26 protein-coding genes are annotated in these 18,340 nt (G+C 30.3%); 15 read left to right on the top strand and 11 right to left on the bottom strand.

What is annotated here, in order from left to right; translation table 11 throughout:
- The first annotated feature begins 65 nt into the window (after positions 1-65).
- On the top strand, positions 66-1,289 hold the full coding sequence (locus tag C7N71_RS04910; protein WP_105988018.1) for an MFS transporter: 1,224 nt from the start codon (positions 66-68) through the stop codon (positions 1,287-1,289).
- A 50-nt stretch (positions 1,290-1,339) separates the two neighbouring features.
- Here the strand turns inward: C7N71_RS04910 and C7N71_RS04905 are convergent, their stop codons facing one another.
- Positions 1,340-2,206 (bottom strand): N-acetylmuramoyl-L-alanine amidase, encoded by an 867-nt coding sequence (locus C7N71_RS04905; RefSeq protein WP_105988017.1) that lies wholly within the window; start codon positions 2,204-2,206, stop codon positions 1,340-1,342.
- A 132-nt stretch (positions 2,207-2,338) separates the two neighbouring features.
- Here C7N71_RS04905 and C7N71_RS04900 point away from each other — a divergent pair, with 132 nt between their 5' ends.
- The 6 genes from C7N71_RS04900 to C7N71_RS04875 all read left to right on the top strand — a co-directional run bounded on the left by C7N71_RS04900 (position 2,339) and on the right by C7N71_RS04875 (position 7,027).
- Positions 2,339-3,238, top strand: a complete 900-nt coding sequence (locus tag C7N71_RS04900; RefSeq protein ID WP_225361880.1) for a metal ABC transporter solute-binding protein, Zn/Mn family — start codon at positions 2,339-2,341, stop codon at positions 3,236-3,238.
- Positions 3,225-3,890: an ATP-binding cassette domain-containing protein gene (locus C7N71_RS04895; protein ID WP_105988016.1), complete on the top strand. Its 666-nt coding sequence runs from the start codon at positions 3,225-3,227 to the stop codon at positions 3,888-3,890. The genes C7N71_RS04900 and C7N71_RS04895 overlap by 14 nt, the downstream gene beginning before the upstream one ends.
- A gap of 11 nt (positions 3,891-3,901) precedes the next feature.
- Entirely contained in the window at positions 3,902-4,696 is a 795-nt protein-coding gene (locus C7N71_RS04890; RefSeq protein ID WP_105988096.1) for a metal ABC transporter permease, read from the top strand.
- Positions 4,697-4,776: 80 nt separating this feature from the next.
- Positions 4,777-5,502, top strand: coding sequence for a hypothetical protein (locus tag C7N71_RS04885; protein ID WP_105988015.1), 726 nt, complete (start codon positions 4,777-4,779; stop codon positions 5,500-5,502).
- A gap of 98 nt (positions 5,503-5,600) precedes the next feature.
- Positions 5,601-6,527, top strand: a complete 927-nt coding sequence (locus tag C7N71_RS04880) for a GH25 family lysozyme (protein WP_105988014.1) — start codon at positions 5,601-5,603, stop codon at positions 6,525-6,527.
- A 14-nt stretch (positions 6,528-6,541) separates the two neighbouring features.
- On the top strand, positions 6,542-7,027 hold the full coding sequence (locus C7N71_RS04875; protein ID WP_105988013.1) for a hypothetical protein: 486 nt from the start codon (positions 6,542-6,544) through the stop codon (positions 7,025-7,027).
- A gap of 57 nt (positions 7,028-7,084) precedes the next feature.
- On the opposite strand, the gene C7N71_RS04870 is transcribed toward C7N71_RS04875, so the two are convergent.
- From C7N71_RS04870 to scrK, 3 genes are all read right to left on the bottom strand, one after another.
- The gene (locus C7N71_RS04870; protein ID WP_105988012.1) at positions 7,085-7,477 is read right to left on the bottom strand and encodes a VOC family protein; all 393 of its coding nucleotides are present in this window, start codon (positions 7,475-7,477) and stop codon (positions 7,085-7,087) included.
- A gap of 19 nt (positions 7,478-7,496) precedes the next feature.
- Complete coding sequence (locus tag C7N71_RS04865) at positions 7,497-8,498, bottom strand: zinc-dependent alcohol dehydrogenase family protein (RefSeq protein WP_105988011.1); 1,002 nt, start codon at positions 8,496-8,498, stop codon at positions 7,497-7,499.
- Between the two features lie 270 nt (positions 8,499-8,768).
- Complete coding sequence (gene scrK, locus C7N71_RS04860) at positions 8,769-9,641, bottom strand: fructokinase ScrK (protein WP_105988010.1); 873 nt, start codon at positions 9,639-9,641, stop codon at positions 8,769-8,771.
- A 200-nt stretch (positions 9,642-9,841) separates the two neighbouring features.
- Here scrK and C7N71_RS04855 point away from each other — a divergent pair, with 200 nt between their 5' ends.
- Positions 9,842-10,225 carry a fluoride efflux transporter FluC gene (locus C7N71_RS04855; RefSeq protein WP_105988009.1) on the top strand — a complete coding sequence of 128 codons (384 nt, stop codon included), beginning with the start codon at positions 9,842-9,844 and terminating at the stop codon, positions 10,223-10,225.
- Entirely contained in the window at positions 10,222-10,575 is a 354-nt protein-coding gene (locus C7N71_RS04850; protein WP_105988008.1) for a fluoride efflux transporter FluC, read from the top strand. The genes C7N71_RS04855 and C7N71_RS04850 overlap by 4 nt, the downstream gene beginning before the upstream one ends.
- A 137-nt stretch (positions 10,576-10,712) precedes the next feature.
- On the opposite strand, the gene C7N71_RS04845 is transcribed toward C7N71_RS04850, so the two are convergent.
- From C7N71_RS04845 to C7N71_RS04825, 5 genes are all read right to left on the bottom strand, one after another.
- Positions 10,713-11,090 (bottom strand): DUF2255 family protein, encoded by a 378-nt coding sequence (locus tag C7N71_RS04845; protein WP_105988007.1) that lies wholly within the window; start codon positions 11,088-11,090, stop codon positions 10,713-10,715.
- A 68-nt stretch (positions 11,091-11,158) separates the two neighbouring features.
- Positions 11,159-11,713 carry a cysteine hydrolase family protein gene (locus C7N71_RS04840; RefSeq protein ID WP_105988006.1) on the bottom strand — a complete coding sequence of 185 codons (555 nt, stop codon included), beginning with the start codon at positions 11,711-11,713 and terminating at the stop codon, positions 11,159-11,161.
- Positions 11,714-11,805: 92 nt separating this feature from the next.
- Positions 11,806-13,116 carry an NCS2 family permease gene (locus C7N71_RS04835; protein WP_105988005.1) on the bottom strand — a complete coding sequence of 437 codons (1,311 nt, stop codon included), beginning with the start codon at positions 13,114-13,116 and terminating at the stop codon, positions 11,806-11,808.
- A gap of 111 nt (positions 13,117-13,227) precedes the next feature.
- Positions 13,228-13,590, bottom strand: coding sequence for a hypothetical protein (locus C7N71_RS04830; protein ID WP_105988004.1), 363 nt, complete (start codon positions 13,588-13,590; stop codon positions 13,228-13,230).
- A gap of 22 nt (positions 13,591-13,612) precedes the next feature.
- Positions 13,613-14,011: a VOC family protein gene (locus C7N71_RS04825; RefSeq protein WP_105988003.1), complete on the bottom strand. Its 399-nt coding sequence runs from the start codon at positions 14,009-14,011 to the stop codon at positions 13,613-13,615.
- A gap of 78 nt (positions 14,012-14,089) precedes the next feature.
- On the opposite strand from C7N71_RS04825, the gene C7N71_RS04820 reads away from it, so the two are divergent.
- The 4 genes from C7N71_RS04820 to C7N71_RS04805 are packed head-to-tail and all read left to right on the top strand — an operon-like array spanning position 14,090 to position 15,040.
- Positions 14,090-14,311: a hypothetical protein gene (locus C7N71_RS04820; protein ID WP_105988002.1), complete on the top strand. Its 222-nt coding sequence runs from the start codon at positions 14,090-14,092 to the stop codon at positions 14,309-14,311.
- 12 nt (positions 14,312-14,323) lie between these two features.
- Positions 14,324-14,554 (top strand): hypothetical protein, encoded by a 231-nt coding sequence (locus C7N71_RS04815; RefSeq protein ID WP_105988001.1) that lies wholly within the window; start codon positions 14,324-14,326, stop codon positions 14,552-14,554.
- 3 nt (positions 14,555-14,557) lie between these two features.
- Positions 14,558-14,785: a hypothetical protein gene (locus C7N71_RS04810; protein WP_105988000.1), complete on the top strand. Its 228-nt coding sequence runs from the start codon at positions 14,558-14,560 to the stop codon at positions 14,783-14,785.
- Between the two features lie 9 nt (positions 14,786-14,794).
- A complete protein-coding gene (locus tag C7N71_RS04805) occupies positions 14,795-15,040 on the top strand; it encodes a hypothetical protein (protein ID WP_105987999.1) in 246 nt (81 codons plus the stop codon).
- A gap of 332 nt (positions 15,041-15,372) precedes the next feature.
- Here the strand turns inward: C7N71_RS04805 and C7N71_RS04800 are convergent, their stop codons facing one another.
- A complete protein-coding gene (locus C7N71_RS04800; protein ID WP_225361879.1) occupies positions 15,373-16,098 on the bottom strand; it encodes a sulfite exporter TauE/SafE family protein in 726 nt (241 codons plus the stop codon).
- A gap of 99 nt (positions 16,099-16,197) precedes the next feature.
- Positions 16,198-17,130, bottom strand: coding sequence for an aldo/keto reductase (locus C7N71_RS04795; protein ID WP_105987997.1), 933 nt, complete (start codon positions 17,128-17,130; stop codon positions 16,198-16,200).
- Between the two features lie 130 nt (positions 17,131-17,260).
- Between C7N71_RS04795 and C7N71_RS04790 the strand changes: the two genes are divergently transcribed.
- The gene (locus C7N71_RS04790; protein ID WP_105987996.1) at positions 17,261-17,824 is read left to right on the top strand and encodes an NAD(P)H-binding protein; all 564 of its coding nucleotides are present in this window, start codon (positions 17,261-17,263) and stop codon (positions 17,822-17,824) included.
- A gap of 18 nt (positions 17,825-17,842) precedes the next feature.
- The gene (locus tag C7N71_RS04785) at positions 17,843-18,208 is read left to right on the top strand and encodes a hypothetical protein (protein WP_105987995.1); all 366 of its coding nucleotides are present in this window, start codon (positions 17,843-17,845) and stop codon (positions 18,206-18,208) included.
- Positions 18,209-18,340: the final 132 nt, after the last annotated feature.

The raw sequence follows: 18,340 nt of genomic DNA, 5'->3' as shown, positions 1-18,340 counted from the left end.
CTTAGTCATAGATATTTCAAAAAAATAATGAATGTCTGCGAGCATTCGTTTTGGAGGAATTGAATATGGAAAATACGCAAAAAAGCCACGCTTTAACGTCTAATAACCAAAAATGGGTGATTGCATCAACTTCGGTTGGTCAAATGTTGGAAAGTATGGATATATCGTTTATCTCTTTTACATTGACCTCAATCATTGCAAGCCTACACATTTCTTCAGCAGCAGCTGGGATGTTGTCAACAATCACCACTTTTGGAACGTTATTGGGTGGTATTTTATTTGGCCTTTTAGCTGATCGATATGGTCGGGTTAAAATACTAACTTATACAATTTTCATTTTCGCTTTCGCCACTGCTGGAGTTGTCTTTGCTAAAGACTTTACAACATTATTAATCCTAAGATTCTTAGTTGGTTTAGGTGCTGGTGGTGAGTACGGAGCAGGAGTAGCAATGATTTGTGAAAGTTTCCAGAAGAAACAGTTAGGTAAATCAGTGTCCATCTCAACAATTGGTGGTCAATTAGGTTCAATTGTTGCAGCTTTATTAGCAGCTTTTATGGTGCCAATTTTCGGTTGGCGAGCTTTATTTCTAGTTGGGATTATTCCAATCTTCTTTGCCTTTTTCATTAGAAGACATCTAAAAGAAAGTCCTGATTTCATAGCTTCTATGGAAAATACTAAGAAACGTCCAAAAGTTTCAATTAAAAAATTGTTTGCAACACCTAAAATTACCTATCAAACTTTAGCATTAAGTACAATGGTCATTGTACAAATTGCTGGGTATTATGGATTAATTAATTGGTTGCCATCCATTATGCAAAAACAATTGGGACTAAGCGTTTCTGGATCATCATTATGGATGATTGTGACAATCACTGGAATGAGTGCGGGAATGTTAACCTTTGGAACTATATTAGATAAATTAGGACCACGTAAAGCATTTGGTATCTTCCTATTAGTTGCTGCTTTTGCGGTATATGGAATTACGATTGCGGTTAATGGGATTACATTATTACTAGCTTCGACAGTTGTGGGGTTCTTTTCAAACGGAATGTATGGTGGTTATGGAGCAATCATTAGTAGATTGTATCCAACCGAAATTAGATCAACCGCTAATAATTTTATTATGGGAATTGGTCGTGCAATTGGTGGCTTTTCACCATTCGTTATCGGACTACTAATGGAAAGTCACTCACTATTCATGATTATGGGGATGCTATCATGTTTATACATCTTTAGTTTTATCGTCATGATGTCAATCTCATCTTTAAAGAGCTTGACTAAAAATTAATATAAAATAAATAACCACTTAGGTAAATTTGTACACCTAAGTGGTTATTTTTATTCGTTAAAGTATTTATTAATTGATTTTCCAACTTGATTAGCAACATTTTCTTGATAAGAATTACTTCTAATGTACTGCAGGTCATGGTTACTATCCATAAAGCCCATTTCTAATAAAATAGCAGGTTGTTTATTTTCACGTAAAACATAATAATCACCCATTGAAACCCCACGACTATGTAAGGGTAAGTCAAAACCTTCATTTACCGTATTAGCGATCTTATCAGCATTAGGATGGTATTTATATACACCAAAGCCACTAGCACTACCGTCACCATTTGCAGAATCAAAATGAAAACTAATAAATAAATCAGCTTTAACATTGTTAGATAATCGAGTTCTTTGGCCTAAGCTGACATATCTGTCTGAATCACGAGTCATAATGACATTAGCATTTAAGTTTTTAAGGCGTTTAGCAACTTTATCAGCAATTTTTAACGTATAAGTTTTTTCCATATATTGTTGATTGGCAGATAAAGTACCGGAATCTGACCCACCGTGACCAGGGTCAATAACTATGGTAGCTTCCGCCATCTTATTACTGCTCTTAGGATTATAATTTTTTTGATTTAATAACCATGATGCAACCCAACCCTTATGATTATTGTATTTAACGTACCACCAGTTGTTTTCACTGCTTTTGATTATTTTTAAGTGTTGACCATGTGGCACTTGCTCGATGATTTGCGATTGATCATTTGGTGCATTTCTTAAATTCAAACCTTCAGCCTCAACCTTTGGAAAAGATATCAGTCTGGCTAATTCAATGATTAGCATTATTAATAAAATTGCTGATATAATTCCTCTGATTAGCCAAATTTTGAGCGGGGCATTTCTAAAATCTATCCAGATTTGTTTAATCATTTAATTTACCTCGAATACTATTTAAATCTAAAACCTCATTAGAATAATTGTAATATATATATGTTAAAATTATGTATCAATTATGTGTAATTATCAATTAATTATATTTTAAATTATAAGGAGTATCTAACTTTGAAAAGTTTTCGGAACTTACTATATGTTACGATGACATTATTTTGTGTCAGTATCGTTTTGGATGGATGTGGTAATAATAAGTCCAGTCATTCCGATAAAATAAGAATTGTCACCTCAACTGATATATATGGACAGGCAGCTAGAGCGGTTGCTGGAAGTAAAGCCCAAGTTAACTCGATTATAAATAATTCCAATGTTGATCCACATGACTACCAACCGACAATTAAAGTTGCTGAAAATATTTCGAATGCTAATGTAGTTATCTATAATGGATTGGGTTATGATTCCTGGATTGAACCATTAACTCAAAATACTAAGAAGCATACGAAATTGTTAAATGTTGGAGCCAATTTACTTAATAAAAAAACAGGCGATAATCCGCATGTTTGGTACTTTAGCAAAACAATGATCAAATTAACTAATGAAATAGCTAAAACATTGAGTAATAAAGATCCGGCTAATAAAACATACTATTTTCATAATGCAAGAAAATATATTAACACTTTTTCTCCAATTCAACACAAAATTAAACAATTGAAATCTAATAAAAGTAAAATATTGGTTGATGTTTCAGAACCGGTGTTTGATTATTCATTAAAGGAAATGGGATATCAAGTAAAAGATGGAGGATATTCTAAAGCGGTTGAAAATGGAACTGATCCTACTCCCAATGAAATTAGATCAGTACAACTAGATATTATTCATCATAAAATTGCTTTTTTTGTTGAAAACACTCAGGCGAGTGATTCCATCGTCGATAACCTGGTGCAATTAGCCAAAAAGCATAAAGTGCCAGTAGTCAAAGTTACTGAAACAATGCCAAATAATACAACTTATCAAAAATGGATGCTTTCACAATACCAACAAGTAGAGAGGATACAAAATGAAAGAAAATAAGCAACCGCTTTTGTCGGTTAATAATTTAAATGTTGCAGTTCAAGATCGAACCTTAATTAATAATTTATCATTTCAAATTTTACCAGCTACTTTAACCTGTGTAACAGGGGAAAATGGTGTTGGTAAAACAACAATGGTTAAAGCCATTTTAAAAAATTTCAATAAAAACAATGCAGTTAAAGTTAATCTTAAGCGCAGTCAACTTCAATATGTCCCACAATTTAGAAATATCGATAATGACTATCCTTTAACCGTAAAAGATTTTATTAGCCTAGGGTTACAACATTCAATCATTCCTTGGCTAAGCAAAAGAGAAAAAGCATTAGTAAGCAAAGTTATTAAAATGACTAATCTAGAAGCTTTAGCTAAAACTCCATTAGGTAATTGTTCGGGTGGTGAACAGCAGCGAGTCTTCTTAGCACAAGCGCTAGTATCAGAACCAAAATTACTTATTTTGGATGAGAGTACCGCTAGTTTAGATAAAGAAGCTAAATTTTTATTACTAGATATGGTTAAACAAGTTATCAAAAAAACACATACTGCAGTTGTTTTTATTACCCATGATCCAGTCTTGGTGCAAACTTATGGTGACTATGATTTAAATATTTATAATCATCAAGGAACCATTTCTAAAATAAAGGGGGTAAAATAATAATGTTAGATATGTTTAGTTATCCATTTATGCAATATGCGTTTATTGCGAGTTTTTTCATATCTGTTTTATGTGGATTGATGGGAGTATTCGTTGTTGCCCGAAAAACAGCATTCTTTACCCATACTTTATCTGAAATTAGTTTCTCAGGAGCTTCATTTGGAGTATTCTTAGGAACCAATCCTATTATTGGGATGTTAATATTTACAGTATTGAGTTCATTAATGATTGGAACGGTGGGTTCGAAAGTCAGCCGCCGTGAATCATCAATAAGTGTATTTTCAGTTCTATTTATTGGATTAGGTATCTTATTCTTATCACTAGCTAATAGTCAATCGAGTTATGCTACTAATATTTTGTTTGGTAGCATTGTGGGAATAAGTTTGAATAATGTAACAACTTTAGTTGCACTAAGTATCTTAATTATTTTAGTGATTGTTTTAATTTATCGCAAATTAAAATATAATTCTTTTGATGATATTGGAGCTAGTTTTAATTCTAGAGCGAACACTTTTGTTTCAATTGTATTTTTGATATTGTTAGCTTGTACAGTTAGTGTTACAGCACAAATTGTTGGTTCTTTATTGATTTTTGCTTTATTAACTATTCCGGCATCATCAGCTAAATACTTTGTCCATAGTATTTGGGGGATGACTTTATTATCATTTTTATTTTCGTTGATTGGAACATGGGTAGGTTTATATCTAAGTTTTATTACTAACTTGCCAGTCAGTTTCTTTATTGCTTTAATTGAAACAATCATTTATATTATTGCAGTTCTTTACGATAAAGTAACAAGAATTTAACCTAAACTTTAAACAAATTGAAGTGTACATTTGTTATACTAAATTTAAGAAATAGTTTTACGAGGAGATGCTAAATTTATATGAAAGCATGGAAGAAAGTTGTACCTGCAATTGCCGTTTTGGGATTAGTTTTAACTGCTTGTGGACAAGGTAATTCAGAGAAATCATCAACAAAAAGTAGTTCACAAGAAACTAGTTCAAGTGTAAAATCATCTAATTCTAGTTCTAGTGATGCAAGTTCTAGTAAATCATCTTCAGATGAAAATTCTAGCAATTCCGCTAGTTCAAGTCATACTGATAATAAATTAGGAAACGAAAAATTACCAAGACAAAATTCAGCTCAAGCAAAAATTAGTGGTGATAAAGCCAACTATAATGTTAGATATTCTACTGATGGCGCAACATTTAATAAGAAAACTTATGGCAATTCAAGTGCTGCTAGTCAACAAGTAGATTATCAAAGCAGTGACAGTACTAATGGTTTACCTTCAGTAGACTTAGGTTATAATATCAAAGGGCATGAAGATCGTGGTGCTGGTCAAGCTTATGTAAGCACTAACTTTGGTAATTGGTCATTAGTATCACATGCTAATATACAAAATGGCGATGATACAGCAGTTAAAAATGCTAAATCAGCTGTTAAATTTATCCAAAATAACTCATTACCTATTCCTCAAAGCAAAGGTAATATCCAAATTGAAAGTGATACTGAAAGTTCAGTTACCTGGCAAGAAGGCAACTCTGTTTATAAAGTTAAAGCTCCTAATGCCACAGCTGCTTTGAAAATGGCAACTTCAATTAAATAATTATGTTATTAATAGTCTAATGAATCTTAATGGTTTTTAGGCTATTTTTTTGTTATACTTTCTTACCAATAATACTAAAAAGGACGTTGTAAATAATTATGGATAAAAATAATAAAATTTTAGTTTGTATTTCAACTTTGTTTTTATGTATGTTTTTATTTGTATTTTTTGGTAAAACGAATGTAAATGCTAGTGGTCAAAGATATTCACCGGTTGCATATGACATATCGCAATATCAAGGTTACTTAACTGATAGTCAGGCTAAAAATCTTAAAAAAGAAGTTAAATTTGTTATTTTGCGAGTTCAAGATGGAAGTTATAAAGATATAAAATTTGAACATAACGTTAAATTAATGGATCGCTACAATATTAAATATGGTGTTTATGGATATAGTGAATACGATGACTCATATCAAGCAAGGAAAGAAGCACGTAATCTTTATAGATTAGCCAAAAATGCGCTATTTTATGCAAATGATTTTGAAAAAACTTTTAAGTATAATACAGATTATTCCACTTTAGCGTGGGCTAGTGAGATGAAAGCCATTAATGGTGGAAAACCAATTGTTCTTTATGGTTCTAAAAGTACATTAGATATGTTTAATAAAAATACTTTAAAAGCATATAATAATATTTGGTTAGCTTCTTATTCTAAATATATGCCTAATCCATCGTATACATATGATCTATGGCAATATACAGATGCTTATCCAAGCGTTTCTTTAAACCAGAAACTGGATGGCAATACTGTACCTTATGGGGGCAGAATAAATGATTTATTATATAGAAAAAATAATAAGAAACTTAACTTAAATCTTTATTACCACATTAAAAATATGAATTATATGAAAGTTATTAATAAAAAGGGTGTTAACCTATATATTAATGGTAAAGTTATTCGTAGAGCAAAATATGGGGAAATACTAGCTATTAAGTCATTTAAAATTAAAAATAATCGAGTGATGGCTAAGGGAAATTTAGCAACATATACTGCTAATAAGAAGTCAGTATCTATATATAAATAAAAGGAAGTCTTTTTATGAACAAAAATATTTATCGTAACTTTTTATTGAGTGGATTAATTATTGGTTTATTAATTGTATCTGGTAATCAGTTGGTTTCTGCTTCAAATAAAAATCATGTTGAACAAAATCATCAACAAAAAATGCTTCATTCAACCAAAAACTATAAGAGAACAATTAAATTAGACAACGAAAAAGTTACTTTAAAGCCTAGTGGATATTTAACAACCAATAAGCACAAAAAAATCGCTTTAAAGAAAATTATTGTGAATAATCCATCAAACTATGCTGCTCAGGTGTCTAAAAAATATATGAATACTAAATTTTATAAAGTGACTAAACATCAAAAACTTCGTTTTAGTCAATCGGTTTCTTATTATGTAAATATATATGGAAAAGGCTTCAACCAAAAAGGTTGGGTTTCCAGTAAATATGTTCATTTTAACCAAAAAGATGCAATGAAAAATGCTAAAAAAACACCATTGTATGCAACACATTCATGAATAGGATAAAAAAATAACCTCCCAAAAGGGGAGGTTATTTTTTTATCCTATCAAATCTTATTTAATGATTTGGCAGAATTCAATTTTTTCATGATTAGGACCTTGAATATTGAAGAAACGAATACCATTGTCCCAGAAAGAAGGGATTGATTGGATTTCGTCATCTAAAACATTGAAACCTTGTTCTTTAGCAGCTTCAAATGCTTTATCAACATCAGTACAATTCATAGAAAGATGGTTAATAGCACCATTTTCCATAGCAACCGGATCGCCTTCCCATGTTTCAATGGTTAAATTACCATATCTCATGAATGCACAACGATTTTCACCATTATGGAATGCGCCAGCTTGTTCAAAGCCTAATGCTTTGTAGAATTCAATTGTCTTATCTAAATCTTTTGAAGGGATTCCAACGTGTTGTAATCCGTCAAAGTAATCGTTTAAAGCCATAATTTTATCCTCCAAATAATTAGTCAGAAACTTTAACTACACATTTACCTTTAAGGTCTGAAGTACCGTTTAGAACGCCTTCAACATCTTCTAGGCTGATAACATTATCAATAATGTCAGCAACATCTACATCTTTACTTTGTAGTAATGCGATAGCATCTTCGAATGAGTTAGGGTTAATGAATGCACCTTGGATAGTTAATTGTTTTTGGAATACTTCGTAAGTGTTCATTTCGAATTTTTGGTCAGGAGCACCAACACCGAACATTAATACTTGAGCACCCTTAACAGTTGCTTCAACAGCTTGTTCTTGAGTAGCAGGTTGACCAACAGCTTCGATAACAACATCGTATTCTGAAGGAATCTTTTCTTTAGTAGTGTTGATAACCTTATCAACACCAGTCTTTTCTTTTTCAGCAGCAAGTTTGTCATCATGACGACCAGTTAGAGTAACTGATTTAACACCGTATGATTTTAGCATTTGAGCAAAGATTAGACCCATGAAACCGTCACCAATAACTAGAGCGTTTTGGTAAGGTTTGATGTTTAATAAGTCCATACCGTGAACGGCACATGAAATTGGTTCACATGTAGCAGCTGATTTTAAATCAACATTTTCAGGTAACTTGTAAACAACTTGAGTTGGGGCAGTGAAGTATTCTTCTAATCCACCGTTTCTAGTAACACCAACAGCTGATAAGTTTTCACATAATTCAGGACGGCCAGTACGACAGTACTTACATTTACCACAGTAGATGTTAGGGTCAACAGTTACACGGTCACCAACTTTGTAATCAGTAACGTCTGATCCAACAGCTGAGATAACACCTGAGTTTTCATGTCCTAAAACGATTGGAGGTACAGCTGGAGCTGAACCTGGAAGTCCATTGTATAATGCGTAGTCAGTACCACAGATACCAGCATACTTAGCGTTTACAACAACTTCGTTAGCCTTTGGTTCAGGTTTTTCAGTATTTTGAATTTCTAATTGTTTCTTACCAGTTAAAACTAATGCTTTCATAATTCAAGATCCTTTCATATTGAATTTCAAGTTTATTAATTTCTTGTGCAAAATGATTAATTAATCATTTCACAATCTTACAACTATTATGATAACTCATTTTTCAAAAAAAGAAAGCATTTTATAGAAAATTTCTTGAAAAATAATCCATAAAAAATAAGCACATCAAGTAAATCTTTGCTGTGAAAGGGTTTACAAGTTGTACTTATTTTTTAATTATTTGTATATTTTTTTAATTAAAAATTATATTGTGCATAAATGCACTTAGTTTTAATTTATTAATGATGATGCCAATGCAAAATTTCCATAAGTTGCAGAGCCATTATCATCAATTAATGGCATAATAATATAATTGTCAACATCATCAATCGTAATATATCCATTTAGCAATCTTTCAAATTCTAATCTGACTTTTTTAAGAAAGGTTTCGCTGACTACTCCGCCACCGAAAATAATTTTTTCTGGACGAAAAGTTAAAGTCATTTGCACAGCAGCTTGTGCTACATAATAGGCCATAATATCCCAAACGTGGTTACTTAATGGAACATCTTGTCCTTTTTTACCAACTCGTTTTTCAAAAGTAGGGCCGGATACTAAACCTTCTAGACAATCTTTATGGTAAGGGCAAATACCAGCAAAATTAAGATCATCAGCATGCCGCTTTAATTTTACATGTCCTAATTCTGGATGTCCCATATCACCAATGAATTTTCCATTAATAATGATTCCAGCACCAACTCCAGTGCCAATGGTATAGTAAACAATTGAATCTAAATTTTTACCATTTTTTTGAAAATTAATATATTCACCATATACAGATCCATTAACATCAGTTGTCCAATATATTGGAACGTTAAAAGCATCTTTAATAGTGCCTAGAAAGTTAACATTAGACCATCCTTCTTTAGGAGTATCGGTTATATAACCATATTTTGATGATTTTTTTCTGATTTCAATGGGGCCAAAAGATGAAATACTTAAGGCTGCTAAATCTTCATATTTTTTAAAAAAGTTAATTGTTTTTTCAAATGTTTCTTCAGGCGTCGTTGTTTTTATTACTACACTATCAACAATTTGATAATCGTTGTTACCAACAGCACAAACGAATTTAGTGCCGCCCGCCTCAATGCTGCCAAGTAGCATATATGAGTACTCCTTATGTGATTTTTCATAATATTAATAATATTCTTTTAATTGTATTAGCCTCTACTTTAATAATAATAGTTATTGAAGGGATAAATGTCAAAAGAAAAATGCGAATTGGTATAGTATGAAATGGATAATATTTTATGATATGTTATAAAATATTATTATATTGAATATGAAAGAAGTGCGATTTGGTTATGCGTAAAGTTATTTATATCTTTATTTTTGGATTTATTGGTGGTCTTTTACGGGGATATTTTACGTTTATATCTGGGAATAATCATTTTATTGCGACGATGATTATAAATATTATTGGATCGTTTTTATTAGCTTTTATAACAGGACTATTACCAAAAATAATGGAACTTTCTGAAGCACTCATTAGTGGAATTAGTATGGGATTAATTGGAGGATTTACTACTTTTTCAACATTTTCTTTTGATAGTATCAGCCTGTTAATGAATCATGAAATTGGTCTAGGTATTTTATATATATCATTTAGTTTGTTAGGTGGTTTAATATTTGCTAGTTTAGGAAATTCATTAGGAAATTTGATTATAGATAGAGGTGAAGGTAAATGATACTTAACATTTTGACAGTAGGAATAGGCGCTGCAATTGGTTCTGTACTTCGATTTATAGTAACCAAATTTTTTAAAGATGTCTTTAGCAAAATTAATTTTCCAATAGCTACTCTATTTATTAATGTTTCAGGCTCATTTATATTAGGATTAATTAATGGACAATTGCCTAAAACCAGTTTCTGGACAGTTTTATTTATCGCAATTATTGGTGGATATACTACTTTTTCTACATATATGAATGAAATTGTTCAGATGAATTTAAAAAACAAAATACTATCGATGACTTATTATGTTTTAACAGCTATTTTAGGAATAATGGCTGCTTTTATTGGGAATATACTTTTTTAATTAAATTCTTGTTTATTTTAATTTGTCACATATAATTTGATAAAAACAGTATTTATTGTTTACAAAAAAGCCTGATTTAAAAAGTATAAAAATAATTCCCATCAAAGTTATTATATTAACCTTGATGGGAATTATTTTTATTTAGGTTCGATTTCAACGGTAGCAGAAATTGGACCGGATTGTAGCATTGGTTGACAGTAGGGACTATCACCATATTTATTTTTGTATGCTTCATTAATTTGATTATCCAAGTTTTTATTACCAGCAGCATTATTAAATGAAACCTTGTATTCTTGACCAGCTAATTTTATTTTACCAGCATGTTGTTTCATTGCTGATTGGTACCAACGTGACTTTTGACCATTATATGCTCTGACATATAATTTATTATTACTTACAACTGACCAGATCCAAGTAGGAGTCCCATATGTTTTGCGATCATCATAAAATGGTGAAACATGCATATCATCAGCTGTCGAAAAGTTCTTTAATTGTTCTTTAGTCCATTGTTTCATAAAAAAATAACCTCTTTTCTTTAACATAAGTCTATTTAAACAATTAGAGCATACTTTAAGTCAAATTATTATCTATCTATTTTAGCACCCAAAATATTTTTAAAATGATTTAAAGAAAATTCTTGTGCAGCTTTACTAGTTGCAGCGACACCATTTTCATGAATTATGATATTATAGTTTAAATTATATGCATCAATTGCAGTATGAAGCACACAAATATCAGTACATACACCAACTAAATGAATAGTTTTAATATTTCGTTCGCGTAATCTTAAATCTAGGTCAGTTCCAGCAAAAGCACTGTATCTAGTTTTGTCATACATATAAACTTGCGCATCATCTTGATGTTGATCATACCACGGCTGAAGCTTGCCATAGAATTCATGTCCCCAAGTGTTAGCTAAATTATGTGGGGGAAATAATTTAGTTTCGGGATGATAGGGATTATCTTTTTTATGTAAATCAGTGGGTAAAATAACCCAATTATCTTTTTCAACAAATTGATTAGCTAAATTGATGATACTGTTTTCTAATAATTGACCGGGCTTACCTACTGTTAGGGCGCCTTTATTATCAACAAAATCATTTGTATAATCTATTATTAATAATGCTTCTTTAGCCATAGTGTGTTCCTCCTTAATAAATTATATTTATTATAAATGGTTGTACTAAAAAAGACTTCCTATTTGCTTAAACAGAAAGTCTTTTAATACTTTTATTCGCTTAATAACCAGAAGAAGATAATGAAAATAACAGCTAATGAATACATAAATGCATTAACTTCTTTACCACGTTTAGCAGCAATCATAGCTAGTGGATAAGTAATAAATCCTAAAGCAATTCCATCAGAAATACTGTATGAAAGTGGCATCCCCAAAACAATTAAGAATGAAGGGGCAGCCAATTCAAATTTTTCCCAATGAATATCTTTTAATGAACTAGCCATTAAAACACCGATAATAATTAATGCCGGTGCGGTTACTTGATCCGTAATTACACCTAATAATGGGGAAAAGAAAGTTCCTAGAATAAACATAATTCCAGTAATAATAACTGTAAATCCTGAACGACCACCAACGGCAATTCCGGCAGATGATTCAACGAAAGCTCCCATAGGAGAAGTTCCTAATAATGAACCACCTAACATAGTAGTTGAATCAGCAGCTAGTGCACGGCCAATTCTTGGAATCTTGTTGTCTTTAATAAATCCAGCTTGTTGTGCTAAACCAACTAAGGTACCAGCAGTATCAAAGAATGATACTAATAAGAAAGTGAACACAACAATCCATAGTTTAACCGTATTAATATCACCAATATGTGAGACACCAGCTAGAAAAACTGGTTTAATACTTGGGATGCTTGAAACAATTTGATGGGGCATTGCGATTAATCCAGTAATCATGCCTAGAATGGCAGTCGCAACCATGCCAATAAAAATGGCTCCAGGAACACTAGCACTCATTAAAATAATTACCAGGATTAGACCAAAGATGGTAAGCCAAGTAGTACCGGTATGAAATGAACCTAAAGTCACAAGAGTACTTTTATCAGCAACAATCATGCCACCTTGATTTAATCCTAGAAAAGCAATGAATAAACCAATCCCACCAGCAATGGCACTTTTTAGATCTGTAGGAATGGCATCAATGATTTTTTCTCTTAATTTAAATGCAGTTAAAATAATGAAAATAACAGCAGCAATGAATGTACCCGCTAAAGCAGTGGGCCATGGCACTTTCATCCCTACACAAACTGAATATGCAAAAAATGCATTCATTCCTAAACTAGTAGATAAAGCAATTGGATAGTTAGCAAGGATGCCCATTAAAAAACAACCAAGGGCAGTTGCTAAAGCAGTTGATGTAAAAACTGCTCCTTTATCCATTCCAGCAGCTCCTAAAACATTAGGATTTAGGAATATGATATATACCATTGAAACAAAAGTTGTAATACCAGCTAATGTTTCTTTTTTGTAATTGGTTCCTAGTTCATTAAAATGAAAAAAATCGGCGATTTTGTTAACCATTATGTAATCTCTCCTTTTATAGTTCGTCTTTTAACTATATTATGTTTTAATTTTACCATATAAATGATAAATGTCTATTATTTACGAACTATATTATAAGAAGTAACTTTATTATTTTAAACATGTTCTTTTGACCATAAAATCAATTGATAATACTTTGCTTTCATCATTATCGTCAACGATGTTAGTTAGTTCAAAGTTAGCACCAATATTTCCCAAACAACTTATGAATGTTTCTAAATTAGAGAAATTACTTTTATCATTTATCAATGTGAGATATTCAGGATTTTTAAATGAGAATTTAATATATTTTTTGCTATTCTCATCTATTTCTGGATTGTTCTTATTAGGTTCGGTTTTTACTTTATTATCTATAATCATTTTGTAGAAAGCTTTTACCATTTCTGCTAAATCATTAATTTTGATGCCAGTTATTTTTTCTAAGGCTTTGATATCGGGGACCTCAACATTCATGTATTACAACTCCTTTTTATTTTTAATGTATATTTTTATAATTTGATATTTCTACTAAATTTTTATCAGGATCTCTTAAATAAATTGATGTAATTGCACCTAGTGCGCCGGGATTAGTTTCAGGACCCTCAATGATTTTAATGTTTTTGTTTTTTAATTCTGTAATAACTTCTTCAATTGGTGTTTTAGTAATTAAACAAAAATCTTCTGATCCGGGAGTAGGTAAATGATCTTTAGGTTCAAATTCATGATCGGTTTCATGTAAATTAATTTTCATATTACCAAATTTTATAGCATATCTTTTGTCTTTACCTTTTTTGAATTCTATTTTCTGCATATTTAAAACATTCACGTAGAAATCTAAACTTTTCTCAATGCTTTTTACAGTTAATACAATGTGATCTATTGATTTAATATTCATATTAATTTCCTCCCATGTACACATGTTAATATATTATTTATAATTACTAAAATAATTGAATTTTAGAGGTTAATTTTTATGAATAAAGTCATTTTTAAAGAATATTCATTTTTTTATAACCCATCAGATGAAAAGTATTTGATGGATAATAATAGTCTTGTTTTTTTTAAAAAAAATAATGATAAAGAAGTTATGATTCACTTTAGTTTTAAAGACAATCAACTGGTGATTAGACCAAGATATGGTGTTACTTTTCAGAAAATTGCATCAAAAGAATATAAAATAATAATGAATAAATAAAGGAGCAATATAATGCTTGAAAATCGTAAATTAGGTGCTTTTAATTTTTATTATGATAGGGATATGAATCCATGTGTTTTGAGTAATGATCATAAAACGTTGGTCTTTATGAGTGCTGATTATTCGGAAATTGTTTTGAAAATTAACTTAAAAGAAAATGAGTTAAATTTTGCGTCATCAGATGCAGTTCATATTATAAGAAAGTCTAATGATACTTATAAAATAATTAATGTTGAGGATTAATGTATGCAAATAGTTAATTTAGGGAAATATAGTTTTGAATATGATCATGATAATATTTATTGCTTTTTTGATGAGGAAAATCAAAGAATCGCATTTCTGCCAGGATTGTTAAATGAGGATTTTAGTTTAGTTATTGATTTTGTTGATAATCAGCTTACTTTTCATCCCAATAGCTTTGTGAATATTATCGAATTAGACGACTATACTTATCAGATTATTTCTGCTTATTAAGGGGTTATTATGAAAAAATTAACAATTGATAAATATATTTTTTACTATGAAAAGACGATGATCTACTTCTATGATAAAAGATATAATAATATATTATTTTTAAAACGTATAAATGATGATCGAGAAAAAATGAATAAGTATGATGGGGCACAGTTAATAATTAATTTTATTAATGGTAAACTTATTTTTCATCCCATTTGGAATATTCAAATTGAAAAAATTGATGATAATATTTATAGATTAAACTTGGACTAAATTCTTAAGTAGGAGTATCAATTCATGAAATTAAAACTGCATTTATTTAGAATTACTTACTTATTATCTTTTTTTACTTTAGTATTGTTTACTTTTATAAGAGATAATCATTTAATTGCAAGTATCTTTGGTATCATATTCTTTTTTAATGGTTTCTATCTCTTTTATTTAGAAAAGGTAATTGAGAAAAATATGTTCACTACAACAAAACATTATCATGTACAATTTGGCGTCTACTATTGTTTCCGTGGTTTATTATATTGTAGTTAATACATGAAAATAATGAATTATATAAAAGATGTTTTATCACTATCTATTTAATAATTCTCCTTTTAGAAAAATGCTTTGATAAATAAATAAATTGATAGAAAAATAGCGAAAATTCCAACACCATTTTTCATAATTTTAGTTGGAATATATCTAACAATCTTTGGTCCAATAAATCCACCAATAAATAATCCGATTGCTAAAATAATAATTTCTTTCCAATATAAATTAGCGACTAAAATAAAAATAATAGATGCAACTAAATTCGATGCTAAAGTAGCAACGTTGCGAGTAGCATTATAAACGTTATATGGACTTTCACTAATTCTTGATAAGACAGCAATCATAATTACACCTGCGCCGGCACCAAAGTAACCAACATAAATACCGACAAGTCCCAAAATTAAGTATTCAAAAAATAATCCGTTACTTTTTTTATTTTGCTCTAGTTTTGGTTTTTTTGGTATTAAGATTGAACATGCTGCAAAGAAAATCAAAAAGGGGATAATTTTAGAAAAAGCAGCATTCGAACTGTGTAATAATAAAACTGATCCAATCAATCCACCAATTGCATTTAATAAAATGACTGGAGTAACTTGTTTCCAATGACCTCTTAACTCTTTTAAGGATGACAAGGTTGAACTAATTCCACTAGAGATTAGAGCAACTGTATTAGAAGCGTTGGCTAAAACTGGAGGAATCCCAACTGAAATTAAAGCCGGATATGAAATTAAAGAAGCCATTCCAATAATACTGTTAATAATTCCAGAGATTATACCAATAAAAATCAAAAAAATGATTGTAGAAAATGTGATATTTATCGCTTCCTTTGCTAAAAAAGCCAGATTCCGATTTAGAATCTGACTTTTTAATATTGTCTATAAATATGATTATAGATTTTTAAATTTTTCATCAATTTCTTGATAGTCATCATCACTAATAGTTGTGTTTAGAGCTTTAGCGTTGCTTTGAACTTGTTCTGGTTTCTTAGCACCAGGAATCACAACTGTAATGTCTGGATTCTTCATGTACCATGCAAGAATTAATTCTGCCATAGTAACATCATGCTTGTCAGCTAATGGTTTTAAGCTATTAACTGTATCAACGATTTTTTCAAAACGTGAACCTTCAAAATCAGGGTTACCATGTCTGATGTCATCTTCTGGGAAAGTAACTTCCTTAGAATATTTACCAGTTAGTAATCCAGATGCTAGTGGGAAGAATGGTACGAATGAAATATTGTTTTCTCTTAAGTAAGGGAATAGATCTTTTTCAGCATCACGGTGTAATAAACTGTATTGATCTTCAACAACATCAACCAAACCGTCTTTGTTAGCTTCTTTAACTTGATCTAGTGAGAAATTTGAAACCCCAATTGCTTTAATTTTACCTTCTTTTTTCATTTCGTTTAATGCAGCCACAGCTTCATTTTTAGGAGTATTATCATCTGGAAAATGAATATAGAAAATATCAATATAGTCAGTTTGAAGACGTTTCAAAGCGTCATTAACTGCTTGTTTTAAGAATTCAGGGCTGTTGTTGATGGTTACGTCACTACCGGAAGTATCTTGAGCAGCTTTAGTAGCGATGACAAACTTGCTACGTTCATAACCTTGAATAGCATTACCAATTAATTCTTCTGAGTGGCCCATTCCATATGCAAAAGCTGTGTCTAATAAGGTAATACCTGAGTCTAAAGCAGTTTTAACAATTTTAATACCAGTTTCATCTTTTAAGTTTGGGAATAGATTATTTCCACCAACTGCATTAGTACCTAAACCAAGTGCAGTAGATTTAACTGTTGATTTACCAATTTTAGCCATAAAATTTGCCTCCTTAATTTTTATTAACATAACAATTATGAACTAAAAATAAGTAATTTTAAAGTATTTTGTAATTCACTCCCTTAATAATGTTTGTTACACTTAAGTTGTGAAAACTGGGGTGGTAAATATGAAAAAAATTTTAGTATTAGGTGGCAACAATCCAGTTGCCAAGCAAATGATTACAATGTTTCATGATAATGCATCATATAATGTGAGGGTTCTTAGTGATGTTAATTTTGATGATGAAGGGTCATATATTGACGAAGTGAAAGATGTAAATATTATTTATTCATTTTTAGGACCAATGGATGTTGATTTAAACTTTGAAGCATTGTTTTCGGCTTTAGATGAAGTTAATCCACCATTAGAGCAGTTTATAATGCTATCAACTTCAGGTATTGATAATGAACTAAATGAAAAAGTTACATATAATAATGTTGATAATGTAAAAGAATATTTAAATGAACAACGATACGCAGTTAAATTGGTTGATGAATATGAAGTCCCATATACAGTATTAAGACCAGTTGAAATGACTCAACAGAATAATGGTAAATTAAAAATCATTGATGAAGGAAAAGCCATGGATTATGGTAAAGTTTCTTTTGATAACGTTGCAAATGTAGCTTACAATGTGGTTGTGAAGAAAGAATTTATCAATCAATCCATTGGATTAATTGAAGAAAAATAAATATTCGAGGTGTAGATTATGGCATTACAATTAAGTAAAGAACAATTATCCCAAATTAAACAACAATTATCAGCAACTAGAGAAGAATCACATTTGGTTATTTTCAAAAGCGTTGCTAAACAAGGTGGATATATGCATATGATCACCGATTATAATACTTTTGAACAATTAAAAAATTCTCGTCCCAATATTCAAATGGAAATTGTTAGAGATATTATTCCAGTAACTGATAATTTAGCATACTGGGCTGTTGCTCAAGATACAGCCGGTCACATGGATCCTAAAGATAAAAATATGCAACAAGTAGCAATGGATATCGAACAATACACTAATAAAGTATTGAAGGAAAATAAGTTACCAGAAAACAAATTACCAGAAGCATAATTGATTATTTCAAACGTTGTATTTTAAAAATGTTTCACATGAAACATTTTTAAAATATAGCGTTTTCTTTTTACAAAATTTTTTAAAATTTAGTTCGTATTATATAATGATAGATACTATTTAATGAAAAAG

Source organism: Apilactobacillus timberlakei (assembly GCF_002993965.1).
GTDB classification, from domain to species: domain Bacteria; phylum Bacillota; class Bacilli; order Lactobacillales; family Lactobacillaceae; genus Apilactobacillus; species Apilactobacillus timberlakei.
The sequence above is the reverse complement of the archived record's forward strand: the minus strand, read 5'-3'. Positions and strand labels throughout refer to the sequence as shown.

Coding starts and splice junctions, on each gene's coding strand:
- C7N71_RS04910 (WP_105988018.1), top strand. CDS start 66: ATGGAAAATACGCAAAAAAGCCACGCTTTAACGTCTAATAACCAAAAA.
- C7N71_RS04905 (WP_105988017.1), bottom strand. CDS start 2,206: ATGATTAAACAAATCTGGATAGATTTTAGAAATGCCCCGCTCAAAATT.
- C7N71_RS04895 (WP_105988016.1), top strand. CDS start 3,225: ATGAAAGAAAATAAGCAACCGCTTTTGTCGGTTAATAATTTAAATGTT.
- C7N71_RS04890 (WP_105988096.1), top strand. CDS start 3,902: ATGTTTAGTTATCCATTTATGCAATATGCGTTTATTGCGAGTTTTTTC.
- C7N71_RS04885 (WP_105988015.1), top strand. CDS start 4,777: ATGAAAGCATGGAAGAAAGTTGTACCTGCAATTGCCGTTTTGGGATTA.
- C7N71_RS04880 (WP_105988014.1), top strand. CDS start 5,601: ATGGATAAAAATAATAAAATTTTAGTTTGTATTTCAACTTTGTTTTTA.
- C7N71_RS04875 (WP_105988013.1), top strand. CDS start 6,542: ATGAACAAAAATATTTATCGTAACTTTTTATTGAGTGGATTAATTATT.
- C7N71_RS04870 (WP_105988012.1), bottom strand. CDS start 7,477: ATGGCTTTAAACGATTACTTTGACGGATTACAACACGTTGGAATCCCT.
- C7N71_RS04865 (WP_105988011.1), bottom strand. CDS start 8,498: ATGAAAGCATTAGTTTTAACTGGTAAGAAACAATTAGAAATTCAAAAT.
- scrK (WP_105988010.1), bottom strand. CDS start 9,641: ATGCTACTTGGCAGCATTGAGGCGGGCGGCACTAAATTCGTTTGTGCT.
- C7N71_RS04855 (WP_105988009.1), top strand. CDS start 9,842: ATGCGTAAAGTTATTTATATCTTTATTTTTGGATTTATTGGTGGTCTT.
- C7N71_RS04850 (WP_105988008.1), top strand. CDS start 10,222: ATGATACTTAACATTTTGACAGTAGGAATAGGCGCTGCAATTGGTTCT.
- C7N71_RS04845 (WP_105988007.1), bottom strand. CDS start 11,090: ATGAAACAATGGACTAAAGAACAATTAAAGAACTTTTCGACAGCTGAT.
- C7N71_RS04840 (WP_105988006.1), bottom strand. CDS start 11,713: ATGGCTAAAGAAGCATTATTAATAATAGATTATACAAATGATTTTGTT.
- C7N71_RS04835 (WP_105988005.1), bottom strand. CDS start 13,116: ATGGTTAACAAAATCGCCGATTTTTTTCATTTTAATGAACTAGGAACC.
- C7N71_RS04830 (WP_105988004.1), bottom strand. CDS start 13,590: ATGAATGTTGAGGTCCCCGATATCAAAGCCTTAGAAAAAATAACTGGC.
- C7N71_RS04825 (WP_105988003.1), bottom strand. CDS start 14,011: ATGAATATTAAATCAATAGATCACATTGTATTAACTGTAAAAAGCATT.
- C7N71_RS04820 (WP_105988002.1), top strand. CDS start 14,090: ATGAATAAAGTCATTTTTAAAGAATATTCATTTTTTTATAACCCATCA.
- C7N71_RS04815 (WP_105988001.1), top strand. CDS start 14,324: ATGCTTGAAAATCGTAAATTAGGTGCTTTTAATTTTTATTATGATAGG.
- C7N71_RS04810 (WP_105988000.1), top strand. CDS start 14,558: ATGCAAATAGTTAATTTAGGGAAATATAGTTTTGAATATGATCATGAT.
- C7N71_RS04805 (WP_105987999.1), top strand. CDS start 14,795: ATGAAAAAATTAACAATTGATAAATATATTTTTTACTATGAAAAGACG.
- C7N71_RS04795 (WP_105987997.1), bottom strand. CDS start 17,130: ATGGCTAAAATTGGTAAATCAACAGTTAAATCTACTGCACTTGGTTTA.
- C7N71_RS04790 (WP_105987996.1), top strand. CDS start 17,261: ATGAAAAAAATTTTAGTATTAGGTGGCAACAATCCAGTTGCCAAGCAA.
- C7N71_RS04785 (WP_105987995.1), top strand. CDS start 17,843: ATGGCATTACAATTAAGTAAAGAACAATTATCCCAAATTAAACAACAA.